General features: G+C 60.7%; 13 protein-coding genes and 4 pseudogenes. 4 read left to right on the top strand and 13 right to left on the bottom strand.

Annotated elements, in window-relative coordinates; genetic code table 11:
* Window positions 1-90: 90 nt before the first annotated feature.
* On the bottom strand, window positions 91-1059 hold the full coding sequence (locus MTX34_RS23890) for a diiron oxygenase (protein WP_027498243.1): 969 nt from the start codon (window positions 1057-1059) through the stop codon (window positions 91-93).
* Between the two features lie 132 nt (window positions 1060-1191).
* Here MTX34_RS23890 and MTX34_RS23885 point away from each other — a divergent pair, with 132 nt between their 5' ends.
* Complete coding sequence (locus tag MTX34_RS23885; RefSeq protein WP_027498244.1) at window positions 1192-1533, top strand: DUF4873 domain-containing protein; 342 nt, start codon at window positions 1192-1194, stop codon at window positions 1531-1533.
* Window positions 1534-1748: 215 nt separating this feature from the next.
* Here the strand turns inward: MTX34_RS23885 and MTX34_RS23880 are convergent.
* A pseudogene (locus tag MTX34_RS23880) lies at window positions 1749-2000 on the bottom strand (IS3 family transposase); the annotation flags it as partial.
* Window positions 2001-2014: 14 nt separating this feature from the next.
* Between MTX34_RS23880 and MTX34_RS23875 the strand changes: the two are divergent.
* From MTX34_RS23875 to MTX34_RS23865, 3 genes and pseudogenes are all read left to right on the top strand, one after another.
* Window positions 2015-3046, top strand: a pseudogene (locus tag MTX34_RS23875) (helix-turn-helix domain-containing protein); the annotation flags it as partial.
* A gap of 118 nt (window positions 3047-3164) precedes the next feature.
* Window positions 3165-4940, top strand: coding sequence for an IS481 family transposase (locus MTX34_RS23870; RefSeq protein ID WP_068052714.1), 1776 nt, complete (start codon window positions 3165-3167; stop codon window positions 4938-4940).
* 51 nt (window positions 4941-4991) lie between these two features.
* Window positions 4992-5358, top strand: a pseudogene (locus MTX34_RS23865) (IS30 family transposase); the annotation flags it as partial.
* Between the two features lie 221 nt (window positions 5359-5579).
* On the opposite strand, the pseudogene MTX34_RS23860 reads toward MTX34_RS23865, so the two are convergent.
* The 11 genes and pseudogenes from MTX34_RS23860 to MTX34_RS23810 all read right to left on the bottom strand — a co-directional run bounded on the left by MTX34_RS23860 (window position 5580) and on the right by MTX34_RS23810 (window position 15464).
* Window positions 5580-6860, bottom strand: a pseudogene (locus MTX34_RS23860) (IS3 family transposase).
* A gap of 49 nt (window positions 6861-6909) precedes the next feature.
* Window positions 6910-7077 (bottom strand): hypothetical protein, encoded by a 168-nt coding sequence (locus tag MTX34_RS23855; protein ID WP_155288583.1) that lies wholly within the window; start codon window positions 7075-7077, stop codon window positions 6910-6912.
* A complete protein-coding gene (locus MTX34_RS23850; protein WP_027498250.1) occupies window positions 7061-7756 on the bottom strand; it encodes a hypothetical protein in 696 nt (231 codons plus the stop codon). Before MTX34_RS23850 ends, MTX34_RS23855 begins: the two co-directional genes overlap by 17 nt.
* 48 nt (window positions 7757-7804) lie before the next feature.
* Window positions 7805-8764, bottom strand: coding sequence for an MlaD family protein (locus MTX34_RS23845; RefSeq protein WP_027498251.1), 960 nt, complete (start codon window positions 8762-8764; stop codon window positions 7805-7807).
* Window positions 8761-9798, bottom strand: coding sequence for an MlaD family protein (locus tag MTX34_RS23840; protein WP_032370850.1), 1038 nt, complete (start codon window positions 9796-9798; stop codon window positions 8761-8763). The genes MTX34_RS23845 and MTX34_RS23840 overlap by 4 nt, the downstream gene beginning before the upstream one ends.
* Window positions 9798-10847, bottom strand: a complete 1050-nt coding sequence (locus MTX34_RS23835; protein WP_027498253.1) for an MlaD family protein — start codon at window positions 10845-10847, stop codon at window positions 9798-9800. The genes MTX34_RS23840 and MTX34_RS23835 overlap by 1 nt, the downstream gene beginning before the upstream one ends.
* Entirely contained in the window at window positions 10841-11836 is a 996-nt protein-coding gene (locus MTX34_RS23830) for an MlaD family protein (RefSeq protein WP_027498254.1), read from the bottom strand. The genes MTX34_RS23835 and MTX34_RS23830 overlap by 7 nt, the downstream gene beginning before the upstream one ends.
* Entirely contained in the window at window positions 11833-12840 is a 1008-nt protein-coding gene (locus MTX34_RS23825; RefSeq protein ID WP_068052711.1) for an MlaD family protein, read from the bottom strand. The genes MTX34_RS23830 and MTX34_RS23825 overlap by 4 nt, the downstream gene beginning before the upstream one ends.
* Complete coding sequence (locus MTX34_RS23820; protein ID WP_068052708.1) at window positions 12837-13874, bottom strand: MlaD family protein; 1038 nt, start codon at window positions 13872-13874, stop codon at window positions 12837-12839. Before MTX34_RS23820 ends, MTX34_RS23825 begins: the two co-directional genes overlap by 4 nt.
* A gap of 8 nt (window positions 13875-13882) precedes the next feature.
* Entirely contained in the window at window positions 13883-14746 is an 864-nt protein-coding gene (locus MTX34_RS23815) for an ABC transporter permease (protein WP_027498257.1), read from the bottom strand.
* A gap of 10 nt (window positions 14747-14756) precedes the next feature.
* The gene (locus tag MTX34_RS23810) at window positions 14757-15464 is read right to left on the bottom strand and encodes an ABC transporter permease (protein WP_228139276.1); all 708 of its coding nucleotides are present in this window, start codon (window positions 15462-15464) and stop codon (window positions 14757-14759) included.
* Window positions 15465-15877 lie beyond the last annotated feature (413 nt).

The raw sequence follows: 15877 nt of genomic DNA, 5'->3' as shown, positions 1-15877 counted from the left end.
GGAATGTCATCCGCCCAAGCCCACGAACCGAGGAATCCGGTCGTGGGGTCGAGGAATGGGCTGTGGGACGCGCGGACCGGGCCGGGCGTGTTAGCGCAGATCGTCGGGCAGGCTGCGCGTTGCGCGCCACATCGCCATCGTGAACTTCCCCTCCATCATTCCGGCCTCGTGGAAGAATCGGATCATCGGCTCGGACATGAACTGCAAGTTGACGCGATAGTTCGGGCTCGTCTGCTGCGCCCACAGGCCGCGCAGACGGCTGATTCCGACATCGGGATATACCTTCGGATTGATGAGCAACGGGTATGCAAAGTTCGCAATGGCCGCCAACGTGCCTCTATGCCAGGCGCGCGAGATGCGTCCGCGACGCTGCATCCCTTCCACCATTTCCAGCCGCGCGAACGTGATGTGACGGGCCTCTTCGAGAACGTGGATCTTCATGAGCTGGCGCAGCTGCGGCTGCATTTTCGGGTCATTCATCGCCTCGCGCTGAGCGCGGTCGAGGATCTCCTCGATGAGCAGAGTCGCGCCGGACACGGACGGGCCGAGAGGCACAAAGTGCAAGATCTTCGCGATGCTCAAGAACCCCTTCGGCAACTTGTACGGTGCCAGGCCCGTCTTGTTGATCAGTCGGGCGAACATCGTCGAGTGACGTGCCTCGTCGCCGATCTCGTTAAGGGCGTAGAGGGACCTTTGATCTGTCAGGGCGCCTTTGGCGGATGTTCGGAGCAGCGCCGAGCTGAGCAGATTCTCCGCGTAGATACCGAAGCTGAGGATGCTGACGATTTCGTGGCGCCCGAGTTCCGCCTTTTGCTCGTCGCTCATTCTCTCCCACAGCTTGGTGCCGTAGAGCGAGACCCGATGCTCTGGCAGGTAGTACTTTCCTTCCTCCCAGGGTGAGTCCCAATCGATGTCGATCTCCGCGTCATAGAATTTTTCGGCCGCCGCCCGCAGCAGTCGGCCGGCAGATCTCTGCATGTCGACGGGCTTGCGGGCGCTGACACGCGCAGCGCCTTCCGTTGAGACGTCGGGCTTGGTCTCCACATTTTGAACGGTCATGTGACACCTCCGTTGCGTTCCGGGCCGAGCTGAGTCTCGACTTCATACCCGTACTCCGGGTACCAGATACTGATAGTGTCTGCGCCAATGCGTTCTTTTGTCAATGTTTGATGTGAAGAAAGTGAGCCTTGCGTGTCTGACGACCACGATCTCGACTACTCCGGCGAGGGCACCTTGGTGTGCCGTGGCAAGGAGATTGCTGTCGGGGTGAAGATCAAAGGCTATTTCCAGCCCCTCAACGGCTTATACACCTGGTACGGAAGGATCGACAAGAATGATGCGCTCCACGCCGCCCTCTCGGGAAGGCGCACGGTTGCCGTCTTTGCGACACCAGAGGGACGCGCCGAGTGCGTCGTGGGCGACCCTGATTTCTGGGACCGCTATCGCATCTCGGGCACGAGCAGACCGCCGTACCACATCCCCACCACGCTCGAGGAAGTTGAGTCGATAGCAGAGAGTGAACATCAGGGTTGACCGACCCGCTTTGCGCCCTGGGGCGTTCCCCAGCATCCAGTCCGATAGCGCCCAGGCGGGTGAAGCAACGCCACCAGACGGCGCGCCGTGTCAGTGAACCGTCCCGGGTTTCTTGCCGCTCCTACGCTTGCAACATCTCCGGGCGGAGAGCCGATTCTTGACTGTGGTAGGCCTTCTCGAATTCGTCTGGTGTGAGGTAGTCGAGGGTGCTGTGGGAGGCGGCGTTGGTTGAACCAGTCGACCCATCCCATCGTGGCGAACTCGACATCGTCGATGGTCTTTAGCGGGCCGTTCAGGAACGGGCCTCTCTTCGATACTCCCTCGGTCTTGAACAACCCAATTGTGCTCTCGGCCAACGCATTGTCTTACACATCCCCGACGCTGCCGATCGGTGCCGCAATCCCCTCGAGCGCAAGCGTTTCCGCGAACGCGATCGACGTGTACTGACCAGGTTCAACCGGTCGACGCAACACCTCAAGGGATGGAGGGTGTTTCGATGGGACGACCACCAGAATGGGCGGCGACGTTGACTGGGCGGGCGGTGATGAAATCTCCGGGTCGTCCGCCGGTACGCCGAGATCTCGAACGCGAGTTCTGGGCGCAGATCGCGTTGGGGTTGACCAGTGAAGACGCGGCACCGCTTGCGGCGTGTCGGGGCCGGTGGGTTCACGGTGGTTCCGTCACGCTGGAGGTATGCCGCCGATTGACTTGGCCCCGCCCACGGGGAGGTATCTGACCTTCACGAACGTGAGGAGATTGCCCTGCTTCGCGCGAACGGTATGAGCATGCGAGATATCGCAGACCAGATCGGGGCGATCACCGTCGACGATCTCGCGAGAACTCCGCCGCAACGCTGCCACCCGCGGCGGCAAGGTCGAGTACCGCACATCAGTGGCGCAATGGAAGCCGATCTTGCGGCAAGGCGACCCAAGGTAGCCAAACTCGTTGAACACGAACCTCTTCGAGAGTACGTACAGGAAGTGCTCTCGGGCGTGATCCGCGACGAAAACGGTGAGGTTGTCGGCCCGTTCGCATCGTGGAAGGGACGCAACAAGGCACGGAGAGCGGACCGACGATGGGCCAGCGCATGAGCCCGGCACAGGTCGCCAACCGCCTGCCGATCGACTTCCCGGACGACGAGTCGATGCGCATTTCCCACGAAGCGATCTACCAATCCCTCTGCATCGAAGGACGTGGAGCGCAGGATAGAGAGTTGGTGGCGTGCCTGCGCACCGGACGAGCATTGCGCGAGCCGAGGGCGCGAGCGAAGAAGCTCCGCACCGGATTCATCACCGATGACGTCACCATCGGCTCGCGGCCAGACGAAGTCGCTGATCGCAAAACGCCAGGGCATTGGGAAGGAGGTCTGATCATCGGGCTGGGCAGGTCCACAGTGGGTACGCTTGTCGAACGCACCAGCAGATTCACCACGTTGCTGCATCTGCCACGTAAGGATGGGTACGGGGATGCGCCCCCGGTGAAGAACGGGCCGGCGTTGTCCGGTTACGGATCGGAGTCGGTGACGTGTAAAGGTTCAACACATCTTTGACGGAACGTCATCGGCACATATCTGACGCTTCACCAGCTTTGGTGATCGTTGGGTGTGCCTTCCCCTCAGCCCCTCGAATCCGATGCCAACATCGCCGAACGACTCACTGTCCAGGTCCGCTTTCCGAGCAATTACCGAGGTCAACGACGGCTCACCGGTCAGCGACGTCGCCGAGCGATTCGGCGTCTCCAGACAGACCGTCACAGCGTGGCGCAAGCGATACGAAAACTCGGGTATCGACGGACTTGTCGACTCGTCGAGACGACCACATGCGAGCCCGAACCGTATCCAGCCCGACATCGAAGCCCTCATCTGCGAGATGCGACGACATCACCGGCGGTGGGGCGCACGCCGCATCTGCTTCGAGCTAAGCAAAGAAATCGGAGACCGAACCCCATCTCGCGCGACCGTCCACCGAACGCTCGTCCGCAACGGCTTGGTCAATCATCAAGAGCAACAACATAAACGAGTCTACAAACGTTGGCAGCGCGAAGCGCCGATGCACCTATGGCAGCTCGACCTCGTCGGCGGAATGTTCCTCGTCGGCGGACGCGAGTGCAAAATGCTGACCGGAATCGACGACCACTCACGATTCATCGTGACCGCAACCGTCCTCGAGCACCCCTCCGGGAACGCAGTATGTGAAGCATTCATCGCTGCCATCCACAAGTGGGGTTCGCCGTTCGAGGTACTCACCGACAACGGGAAGCAATTCACCGGTAAACACACTCGGCCGCTGCCGGCCGAAGTGCTGTTCGAGCGAACATGCCGAGAATTCGGGATCACCGCACGACTGACCCGACGCCATTCACCCACCACAACTGGCAAGATCGAACGATTCCACAGAACCCTTCGTCGTGAATTCCTCGATGAGGCAGGCGCATTCGCCGACATCGCTGCTGCCCAAGCCGCCCTCGACGAATGGGTGCACGCCTACAACACCCTGCGGCCCCACCAGAGTCTGGACATGGCAACACCCGCGAGTTTGTTCCGTGCGCGAGCCCACCACGAGCATCACGACGGAACAACCGACAACGGCCAGTCCGATTCGTCATCAACTCTCACCGCTGCAAGCTCCAGCCTGACAACGGTGGGCCGTGAAAGAAGCAGCAGTGCAATCGAGCTCGACACCCAGGTACCACCGAGCGGCGTGACCAATGTCGCTGGAGCGCAACAATTGTGGATCGGAAGCAACCACGCCGGACGGACCGTCACCCTGTGGATCGACCTGGTCAGCATTCATGTCATCCTCGACGACACCGTGATCAAGACAGTGCGCTCGCGACTGACCCACACCGACCTCGAACGCCTCGCCATGCGCGGCACACGCCAGGGCCGACCATCTCCGGCAACAGCGGCAGTAGACACCGCAGTCCTGCCCACCAAACCGAGACCGATCGAGGTCGACCGAACCGCAGGACGAGACGGAACCGTCATCCTCGCCGGTCACCGACTTCACCTCGGAGCCGACAGAGCGGGAACACGAGTGACGCTGCGAATCGCCTCAGGGCTGATCCACGCCAGTGTCGACAACGTCCTGCTCGCGACACTGCCGAACCCGCTCGATGCCAGCCAGCTCGCGGGTCTGACCGGCGCACGGGAAGCTACGGGAACGTTGCCCGCGCCGCCGCCGGCCGGACCGCAGACCGTACAGCGACGCGTCCCGAAAGACGGCCGGGTCATGGTGACCGGTCAGCTGCTCAAGGTCGGCCGTACCCATGCCGGAACCATCGTGACTGTCGTGGTCGAAGACAACTACTTTCGGGTCCTCGACGGAACCACCGAGCTCGGCGTCTACGCGCGAACCTCAACCAAAGCCATTCGGAACTTCAACGCCCACCGCCCCAGAAGCGGGTAACGATGTGTCGATGACAATCGGTCAAAGATGTCCTGGGCCCATACATGTCAGTCGGTCTGCGATGCACTCCAGGCTGCGATGACACCGCTGCCGGAGCACCTGCGCAGATCGGTGACCTGGGACCGCGGCGGAGCTTGCACGTCATGCGGAGTTGACCGCAGAAACCGGGATCCGTGTGTACTTCTGCGACCCGTACAGCCCCTGGCAGCAGGGAACGAACGAAAACACCAATGGATTGTTGCGACAATACTTTCCGAAGGGAACCGATCTCGCTCGATACCGTCGAAGTGACGTTCAGGCCGTGACGGATGCACTCAACAACCGCCCGCGCAAAACACTTGGGTGGCGAACCCCAGCGGAAGTGCTTGCAGAGCAGATGAACTCGGCTTCACGGCACTGTGTTGCGACGACAGGTTAAATCCGCCCTGACTGCCGGCATCGCTGTGATGGATGAGCCCTGAGCCGACGCGGTGTCCACCGTGATCTCGTCGCCGCAACGCCGTCTTCAGCGCCGTGGTGACCATCGCTGTGTCTTCGACCGTCGGCACGGCGAGGAGGCCTGCAAAATCCCGACATTCCCGATTCTGTCGGTGTTCGACCACTCGCAAACTGTGATCCGTCCCGGCATTTCCGGAGGGCTCACTGCGTGAGTGCCTCCTCCGGATTGAGGGTGCGCGTGCGATCGTAGTGGAGTTGCTCGGCGTGGTCGGGCGTGAGGTCGTGGCAGTAGCTGTGGGGGCGTTCGCGGTTGTAGAACGCGACCCACTGTGCGGTGGCCAACGACAATTCCGCGGCACCGGGGAAGCGAGGGCCGTTGTCGACGAGCTCATTCTTGTAGTCGGCGTTCACCGATTCGGCAAGGGCATTGTCGTAACTGTCGCCGACCGTTCCGATCGACGCCGCGATGCCCTCCTGCGCCAAACGCTGCCCGAATGCGATCGCCGTGTACTGGGATCCAGCGCCACTGTGGTGGATCAGATTACTCAAAGCAGTTACACCAGAACGTTTTCGGGAATCAATCGCGTTAGTGATGGCGGTATCGACGAGGCTGGTGGTCATCTCCGATGCGACCTTCCACCCGACGATCTTCCGGGCGAACACATCGACGACGAACGCCGTGAACGCCCACCCCGACATCGTGCGGCATTAGGTGAAATCGGCGACCCACAGCCGGTTCGGTGCCACCGCGGTGAACCGGCGCTTCACCAGATCCTCGGCCCGCGGGTGGGTCGGATCGGCGACGGTGGTGCGGACCCGCTTTCTTTTTGAGCGCACCGTGCCACCTCATTTCCCGCATCAGTCGTTCGACGGTACATCGAGCTACCTCGATACCGCTGCTGCGCAACATAATCCAGGTCTTCCGCGAACCGAGAACCCGTGCGAGCGGTTGCCGCGTCCGGAGCATGTGAATGGCATCGATGACATGTGCATCGGACAGTATTCGGGCACACGGCACCCGAGTGACATGGTCGTAGTACGTGGACGGGGCGATGTGCATACCGTGCTCGGAGAGCACCGTGCACATCGAGTCGACACCCCAGACAAGACCATCGGCACCCACCCGGTTTCCCTGGTGAGTGCCGATGAAGTCCACAATTATCGGTGTGGCCGGTCGATTTCGGCCGCGAAAAAAGCTGACGCCGCCTTGAGTATCCCGTTGGCCCGTTTGAGTTCGGCGTTCTCCTGACGCAACTTCCTGATGACCTCGGCGTCGGCACGTAACTCGACAGTGCTGCCCGGGCCGTCGACGGGTACCTTCCGAACCCACTGACGAACGGTCTCAGCGGCGCCCACACCGAGCAAATCCGCGGTCTTGCGCATCGCCGCCCACTCGGTATCGCCCTGCGCCACCAACCGAGCCACCATGTCGACGGCATCCTTCTTCAACTCCGCCGAGTACCGCTTCGATCCTGCTGCCATGAGGTTTCATCTTTCCCTGAGACGAACCCTCCGGAAACACCGGGACGGATCACTGACCCGATCGAGGGGGCACCCGCCACCCGAAGAGATCACCCAACTCCTCACCGGCGTCGACCCCGCCGACATCTGCGACCGCGTCGAAGAATGAGTACCGTCCTGCATCTTGCTCTTCGTGGAACTCCTTCTGCGGAGCAGCCGTCTCATTCAGCTGGGCCATAGTCCTGAATCTGCCAGCCCTGGGCGGTTTTCGTCACGACCACCTTCAACAATGTCGGCAGTTCACTCGGTTGTGGATTCTGCACGTTCTGCGTCTTCTGGCTCGCGAAGACCATCACCGTGTATTCTCCGTCGGCGTCACCGGTTTCACCGGTGACGCTGGTGGCCAGAACGCGTCCCGACGCCTGCACCTGGGCCTGCTGGATAATCTGGGTCAGCGTCGGCCGAACCTCGTCGTACCGCTTGACTAGAGCCTCACCCGCGTCCTCTTTGACTGCCGCGAAAAAGGCGTCGGTGTTCTGGTAGCTGTAGGTCAGGGATCTGGTCGTGTAATCCGAGGCGGCCTTCGCCGCGGCGGCCCGTTGCGCGGCGTCGTTTTCCAATACCGACTTCGCTTCGTCGGCCTCGAGGTAGAGGTAGGCGAACACGCCGGCCAGCACAGCGAGCACCACGATCACGGCCGAAACCACCACGGCACGTGATCGCGGCGATGCTGACCAGCGGTGCCCACCTGGCGAGGGGGGGTCGACGTCGCTGTCTCCAGCCCCAGCCGTGGCTACGGCGGACGCGGCTGGGGCGTTTTCGTCCATCAGTAGATCGCCATCCGGCGTCGCTGCGGCCGCGCTGTCCTCGACTTCAGTGGGCTCGGGGTGCGGTTTCGTTCGGTCGTCATTTGTCATGTGGGACCTTCTGTGTAATAACGGTGACAGTCGCTTGCGGACGGGGCGTCACCGTAGTGGCGGCGACACGGTGACGGGGACCTCGGCGCGACCTGGTCGCGACGCCGGGAAAGTCCGGCCGAGGAGGTCGCCGATCGACCCGAAGTCGACGTATGTGTCGGCAACTTTCTCGGTCGCCGGTTTCACCGCCCGGGTGATCGTCAGCAGATCCGGCTGCAGGATCTGAATATAGCCGTTGAGCTTTTCCACAAGCTTCAACACGGGAGGCCACTTGTCGTACGAGGTGGTTGTGAACCTGATGAACGCCCGTTGAATCCGCGCCAGCCCGTTCACGGCGTCAGGGGTGCGTACAGATGCCGTACTGAGGACGTCCCCGGCATCGGCCAAGAGGCCGAGCAGGAACTCGGCGTTGTCTGCGGTCACCCGGACGGACCCATCTTTGCCGACGAAATCGACTACACGGTGCATCATGTCGCCGATCGTGTCGAGGTCGTCCTGCCGTCCGGCGACGGCCTCGGCGACGGTCTTGTTGATGGACTCGATCGATTCCGGGTCGAGCCCATCTGCCACTGCAGCCAACTTTGGCAACACCTGGGGAACCGATTGCGACACGTGCACCGCGTCCGCGGGCACCACGTCTCCGTTATCGAAGTACCCACCGGTTGCCGTGCCCGCGGGCACGAAGTTGATGTACTGTTCCCCCGCGAGCGACAGATTCTGGATAGACATCTCGCTGTCCTGGGGGATCTTGTGGTCGGAATCAATCGTCATCTCGACCTTAATTGCCGAATCCGCGACGTTGATCGAGGACACCTTTCCGACGGGTACCCCCCGCACCATCACCGGCGATGTGTCCAGCAGACCGCCTGAGCTGTCGATGATGGCGGTTAAGGAGTACTCGGAGCGGGTGGGGTTGATGTGTGCCACGCCGACGACGAGGTAGCCGAGCCCTACGACGAACACGACGGCGAGAGCCAGTATCGATATGAGCGTGCTGCTGCGGTTCACGGCATCATTCCGATTGATCTCAACACGGTTATGAAGGATTCGGCGTCACGCCGCGCTAGGTCCCGACCATCGATGGAGATGTCCGAGAGGTTAATGTCGGGCGACCGCACGAATGGAATGAGTTTGTCGCGGATGACGCTCGTTGCCTGCTCCGTGACGGACTTCGAGTAGATGTCGGAGTTGGCGATCGAATCGATCACCGGGGCGATCCCGGCCACTGACTCCTTTATCCGTAAGTACTCCGGATCCACGATCCTGCCCGCGGACACTGCGAAATCACGCAAGTTGGCGATGAGTAACGCGACCTCGATCAGGGAGTAGCCGAGGCCAGAAAAGTTGCGTCCGCCCTTGGTCAGCATCCGGTCGATTCCCGACGGATCGTCCAAGATCACTTTCAGAGTCTGATCCGCCGACCTCAACACTACGTCGAGTTTGTCGGTATTCGAGGAGACCTCCGAGACGGTCTCCAGCGTTGTCTGGTATAGGGCGTCGAATTGCTGCAAGTCCTTGGGGAACGTGGTGTTCAATGTCGAGATCGCGGTGTGGATCTTGTCGAGCTCACCGCCCCCGAGGACATTCGACATCCCGCGCATGACGTCCTCGACATTTGCTGCCGGCTCGGTCCGTGCCAACGGGATCACCGAACCCGACCGCAGCAAGGCACCCGTCGACGGCTCGGCTGGGGGAAGGATGGCAACGTAGATCTCACCAAGGAGAGTGTCCTGACGCAGCTCAGCCCGCGATTCCCCCGGCAGCTGAGTCGTGTTGTCGATGCGAGCTTTCACGACCGCATGCCCGTTCTCGTACGTGACATCTTCGACGAACCCGACGCTGATTCCCCCCGAGAGAACTTTTGCGAGGGCAGGCAAGTTGAGTGCGCTGGTGAACTCCATCTGGATGTCGTAACCGTCCGCGTCGGAGGTCGCTATCGTCGGCGGATTGTCGGCGTTGATCCCACACGATGTCACGAAAACTATCGTTGCCATCAGTGCGACCACCATGGGTCCGAGGCATGCGCGATTGACCGAGATCATCAGGCCCCTCCCCCCATCATCCCTGCGATCGTCCTCGATACATCGCTGGACCCGCAGACTCCGTTTGCCACCGGCGCGGCGCAGCCACCGACCAGGCTTCGCAAAGGCAGCGACACTGCGAACGCCTGCACAATTGACTTGGCATCGGGGTGTTTCACGATGAGGTCTGCCGTGCGGGCTGCGATCGCTACCACCATGTCCGGCTGCTCTCCCATGTCGGCGATGAGCGGAACGGCAGCATCACCGATCGCGAATATCGGGGGACCGAAATCTGTTGCGAACCTCGAGAGGATCGGAACGAACGTCCCCGCGTACTCGACTGCCGAGCCGAAGGTCTGGCCGAACGCGATGATGACCTCGATGGCACCTACGAAGTTGTCGAAGAGGGCGGTCACCTCTTTGTCGTTCTCGGTTGCCACCCCCGTCAGTGCGGCGAGGTTCCCGACGATGCTGCGAATCTGCATATCCCGCTTTGCCGGGTCGTCGATGAGCGTGGCTGAGTCCTTGATGATCCCGGCCACGTCACCCTGCGTTCCTTCTAGATTGCGGGAGACGAGCTCGAGGGACTGCAAGATCGCGTCGGTGTTCCTGCCGTTGTCCTTGACCAGGTCCTCGGACAAGTTGCTGATCGAGTCGAGCGTCTGACTGATTCCCAGCGGGGTTCTCGTCTTACTCAACGGAATGCACTGATCCGTCTCGTATCGGGCTCCATCAGAGTACGGCTTGGTGAACTCGATTTGACGTTCGGTCACGATGGATGTCGACACCAGAGTCGCGCCGACGTCGGCGGGCAGCGGAACGCTCTTGTCGATCCGCATGTCGATCCTTACACCGGACTGATCACTATTCTGGTGCACCCCGACGACGCTGCCTATCTTCTTGCCGAGCATGGCTACTGTGTTGCCTTCGAAGAGGCCCGATGCGTCGGTGAACTCGGCACACAGGGAGCGCGTGTCGTCGGACACCCTCCCCCCTATTTCCACACTAGCGACCACCACAACCACCACGGCGATCAGGAGCAACAGTCTTCGGATCCATGTAGTCAACATTTGTCGTCACCACTCGGAATGCACACACGAACCTCTGGTTCTGTGGTAGTCGACGCACCGACCGGCGCCTGGAGGAGGACGCCGAGGCGCTGAGTGATCTGATCAACCTGGGCCAGGGCATCGGAGTAGCCTGGCAGCTCTGACGACACCTTGTCGAGGAGCGTCTTGTATTGTTGGACAGACGGTTCGATTCCATCGCTGTAAGCCACGAGCGGCCTCGTGAGAAGTTTGAACAGACGACTGAGAAGGTCGAACCCGCCGCGGACGTTATCGATATCAGGTCCCAGCGTACTGGCAAGGAAGCTGAGTTGACGGAGAAAGTCGACCAGCACCTGTTTTTGATCGGCGAAAGCGTTGACGTATTCATCGGATAGAGCGACCGCTTTGTCGAGCTGACCGTACTGTCGCTCTAAGAGTTCCATCAAACTGCTGGTGTTCCTCAGTGCGTCGGGAATGTTTGTGTTGCCGTCGGAGAACGCATTCTGCAGCAGCGACGCAGTCTGACGGAGATCGACGCCCTTTACATCGCGGAACACCGGCGTCGTCGTCTCGAGCGTGTCCGAAATGTCGTAAGTACTCGATGTCTGAACAAGGGGGATCGCCCCCGACAGCGAGGTCGGTCCTGACCCTGGGTCCAGATCGAGAACTCGCCCGCCGATCGGCGTGATCAGGCGAACCGCTGCGGTGGCATCCGAACGGACTGGCACTGAGTCGTCGAGTCGAAATTCGACTGTGATAAACGTTCCCGCGAGGTCCACCGACGACACCGTTCCCTGTCTTATCCCCGCTATACGCACCTGATCACCCGACTCCAGCCCTCCGGTGTTGACCAGTTGAGCCGAGTACACCTTTTGGCCGGGCGGTGCGATATACACGGTCCCGGCGATTACCAGACCGACCACCACGGTCACCACCACCACAGCGGCGACGATGAGGTCGCGTCTGCGTTCGGACTGGTGATGCGGTCGATTTCGACTGAACAACCTCACTTACACACCACCAATCGTTGCCCCATAAGCGCAATCGTGGCTGTATCCGGCAGGGGCAGAAGGCCTTTCGAACATCGTGCCTCACTCGGCGTGGAATTCGTCGAAGCGTTCAGCGAGTCCATAAGGGGCTTGAGCAGTATCGCGCCATTCAGCAGCCCCTCCAACTCCCCGGGTTCTCGCGCCAGACGCTGATAGATCGTCGCGAAACTCTGGTCGTACGTTGAGTCAAGTTGCTCCCCGGCGATGACAGTTTTCTCCATGGACCGGTTGACCTCGCCCAGCGACTCCCGCAACCGGTCACTCACGCGGCTGAAGGCGTCGACGATCGATCCCAGCTGGTCGACGAGTTCGACCAGCTGCGCCGAGCGGCCTTCGAGTTGGTCGGAGACCTGGCCGAGACTCGTCACGATATTCGTGATGATCTCAGACCGCTGGTCCCCGTAGGCGGTGATGTTGGCGACCTGCTCCAGAACAGGCGATATACCCCTCCCATCACCTTGAGCAACGCGCAACAAGTTGGACTGCAGTTCATTGATCTCGTCGGCGTTAAGCGTGTCGAACACCGGCTTGAACCCGTTGAACAAGGTGGACACATCAAATGAGGGAACGGTCTTGTCGAGTGCCACCTGTGTGAGCGCCGCCCCCTGTGTCTTTCCCTGTGCCGCACCGATCAATTCGACATATCGCTGTCCGAGAAGATTCTGATAACGCACGGCGGCGGTGGTGCTCGACGTGATCGCGACGTCGTTGTTCAGTTGGAAATGAACGACCGCGGTGGGCCCTTTCAGGCCGATCGCCGTCACATAACCGACCTTTACTCCCGCCAAACGCACACCGTCGCGAGGCTTGAGCCCAGATGCATCGGAGAAGACCGCAGACCGTTCAGAACTCGCTCCGTCCGAGCTGGGTTCGAGGATGGCGATGATCACGTAGGTGAGAACGCCGATGACTGCGGCGAACGCGACGATCTTGACGATGGTGGGAATTAACGACTTGAGCTTCATCTTCTTGGTCCTCCTGCTGCAAGCGCGCTCTGCAGCGCAGGTGACGTCTGCACTACCAGGGCGACCTGAAGTTGTACTCGCTCGCCGACTTGCGGCGTGGCGTTGTCGATGCTGTCCAGGATCTGCGGGATGGTGTAAATGGTCTGCGCGAGTCCCGATGCCGATCTGGCGACCGGCCTCGCCAGATCGAGGCCGACGTCCAGTACCGAACTCAACGCCGGGTAGTTTTCGCTCAACAGTCCTCCCAGTCCCCCGAACAGAACCGCGCCGGTGCTGTTGAGGTTGCCTGTGGCCTGATTGATGGCCTCGTCGGTGGCGAAGAAGTCAGCGACGTCGACGTTTATGAGGATGCCCGGAACGAACGGCGTCATGAAGTCGGCAACGCCCTGGGACAGGTCTGCCGCGATCGCCAAATCCTGGCCCACTGGCCGCTGTTGAACGTCCCGAGTGAGCTGCGCGATCTGGAACATGAGCTGGCCGGCATCGGCAAACGTTTGGGAATCATCGACGACAAACTTCACCACAGAATTGAACGCCGGCTGATCGAGAGCATCGACCAGCTTCGAGAGTTTTCGAATCAGGGTCGATACCGAAGTGTGTTCGGACTGCAGCTTGCTCACATAGACGCTGCCGCCATCACGGATGAGGACTCCCCGCCCGGGGTCGACAATCTCCAGTGCCGTCGGCCCCAGCGCGCTGGCGGACGTGTAATTCACGGCCATGCCCTGACGCAACCGGATGTCGTCGTTCACTCCGGTGAGCTCGATTTTCACATTTACACTTTGGTCGCGCCCCGACACCGAGGACACCTTGCCCACCGTGAAGCCCCGATACTTCACCTCCGATCCGCCCTTCAACCCGTCACCAACCGCGTCGGTGGTGATCGTCACTGTCGTGTTGTCTTCATATTTTCCGGTCGCGTTGCCCGCCAGAAGATAGCCGGCAACCGTCACTACGACGAGAACCCCGATCCCGCGCAGGGTCAAGTTCGCCAGTGAGGGCGCGCGTCCTGATGGATCTTGAAATACAGCCACTTGAACTCCTAGCCCGAAATCTTGACGCCCGAATCGAAACCCCACATCAACAGGGTTAAGATCATGTCCTCCACGACGATGATGATGAGACTGCTGCGGATCGCTCGACCAGACGCGCGGCCGACGCCTTCTGCTCCGCCGCTGGCGTAGTAACCCTGGTAGCTGTGGATGATGACGACCGACACCACGAAAACGAGGACCTTGATTACTGAGAACGCCAAATCCTGCGGTTTGAGGAACGCATCGAAATAGAAGTCATAGGTGCCACCCGACTGGCCGTGTAAAAGGATGACGACCAGCTTGGCCGCGCCGAAACTGAGTATCAGCGTTACGATGTAGAGGGGGATGATGGTAGTGATCGCCGCGACCACACGCGTGCTGACGATGTACGGAATCGGCCGCACCGCCATCGACTCGAGCGCATCGATCTCTTCGGCGATACGCATCGAACCTATTTCCGCAGTGAGGCGACAGCCGGCCTGGGCTGCGAAACCGATCGCGGCGATCATCGGTGCCAACTCTCGAGTGTTGGCGTATGACGAAATGAATCCCGTAAGAGACCCCATCCCGACCAGGTCTAGCGAGGCGTAGCCCTGGATGCCGATGGACGCCCCGACAGCCATTCCGAGAATCACAAGCACGATCGCGGTACCCCCGCCGACCAGTACAGCGCCTCGTCCCCAGGCAAACTCCTGTATGAATAAAAACGTCTGTCGTCGATAGGTGGTTGCGACGTGCCGAATTCCGGCGACGGTGTCGATGGTGAATGTTGTAATGTGCCCGAGCTGCGCGGGGACCTCAGCGAGGGGTGTCACAGCACGCACGATCGGACGAGTAACAAAACTATAACGGGTGGATGGTACTGCGGTCACGTGTTCTCCGTCATCCGATGGTCTGCGGGACGAACATGATGGTCAGTTGGGTGATGAACACGTTGATGACGAAGCACGCCACTACCCCTAGGACCACGGTGGCGTTGACAGATGTGGCCACACCTTTGGGGCCACCTTTCGTGGACAGGCCCCGATGACACGCGATTGTCACGACCACGAGACCGAACACCACTGACTTGATCAGCGCTACAAGGATGTCCGCCGATGATGCGAACGATGCGAACGATGCGACGTAGCTCCCCGGCGTGATGCCCTGGACGTTGACGCTAAGGATGTAGCCGGCCACGAGACCGGTAAACACGATGAGCATGCATAACATCGGAGCGACGATGAGAACCGCGACGAATCGAGGTGCGACGAGTCGACGTGTCGAATTTAGTCCGAGCGTCTCCATGGCATCGATTTCTTCACGGACGGTGCGTGCGCCAAGGTCAGAGGCGATGGCCGACCCTGCCGCACCACCGAGCAGGAGCGCGGTGACGATCGGTGCCCCCTGCTGAATGATCCCGAGTCCACCGGCGGCTCCGGCGATAGATGTGGCCCCGACCTGCTGGGTTAGACTTCCGACCTGCACCGAGACGATAACGCCGAACGGGATCGCGACCAGGATCGCTGGCAACGTCGTTACGGTGATGACGAACCACGTCTGTGTGACAAACTCCCGAAACGGAAACCGTCCGGTGACAATATCGCGCACGGCCCACCGCAATGCCTGGCCGGCGAGGGCAATCGAATTTCCAAAGGTCACAAGACTGGCTGTCGCTCGACCAGCAATTTCTGTATAGATACCGGTCTCTCCTCTTCTGTCTGCGCAGCTCGTCGCGATAAGGTGTTCGCACAGTATCAGGTACGTGCAGTACCTGGTACATGGTTTCGGGTAATCCCCGTCGGATTAATCACCTGAGAGGTTGGCGTGTCCCCAAGTGAACGGAGCCATCTCGATTTAGAGCCTTGACCCGGATCGAGCCGGGAGCGATCTTCCACGGGTAAGTCCCGTGGGGTGGTGGACATTCGGTGAGGCGGCGTAGCCGCAGCTCGGGCGTGTCGTACCCGTGTTGTGGGTGGGCCATCGCGTAGTGATGAACGAGTTACCTCTCACAGTGACTCGAC

It is taken from the genome of Rhodococcus sp. ARC_M5 (assembly GCF_022810405.1).
In the GTDB taxonomy this organism is placed as follows: Bacteria; Actinomycetota; Actinomycetes; order Mycobacteriales; family Mycobacteriaceae; genus Rhodococcoides; species Rhodococcoides navarretei.
Note: the sequence above shows the minus strand (reverse complement) of the source record. Positions and strands in the feature narration are given on the sequence as shown.

Bases quoted from the DNA above. Each gene is read 5' to 3' on its own strand.
- MTX34_RS23890 (WP_027498243.1), bottom strand. From the start codon at position 1,059: ATGACCGTTCAAAATGTGGAGACCAAGCCCGACGTCTCAACGGAAGGC.
- MTX34_RS23825 (WP_068052711.1), bottom strand. From the start codon at position 12,840: ATGAAGCTCAAGTCGTTAATTCCCACCATCGTCAAGATCGTCGCGTTC.
- MTX34_RS23835 (WP_027498253.1), bottom strand. From the start codon at position 10,847: ATGTTGACTACATGGATCCGAAGACTGTTGCTCCTGATCGCCGTGGTG.
- MTX34_RS23840 (WP_032370850.1), bottom strand. From the start codon at position 9,798: ATGATCTCGGTCAATCGCGCATGCCTCGGACCCATGGTGGTCGCACTG.
- MTX34_RS23870 (WP_068052714.1), top strand. From the start codon at position 3,165: ATGCCAACATCGCCGAACGACTCACTGTCCAGGTCCGCTTTCCGAGCA.
- MTX34_RS23850 (WP_027498250.1), bottom strand. From the start codon at position 7,756: ATGACAAATGACGACCGAACGAAACCGCACCCCGAGCCCACTGAAGTC.
- MTX34_RS23855 (WP_155288583.1), bottom strand. From the start codon at position 7,077: ATGGCCCAGCTGAATGAGACGGCTGCTCCGCAGAAGGAGTTCCACGAA.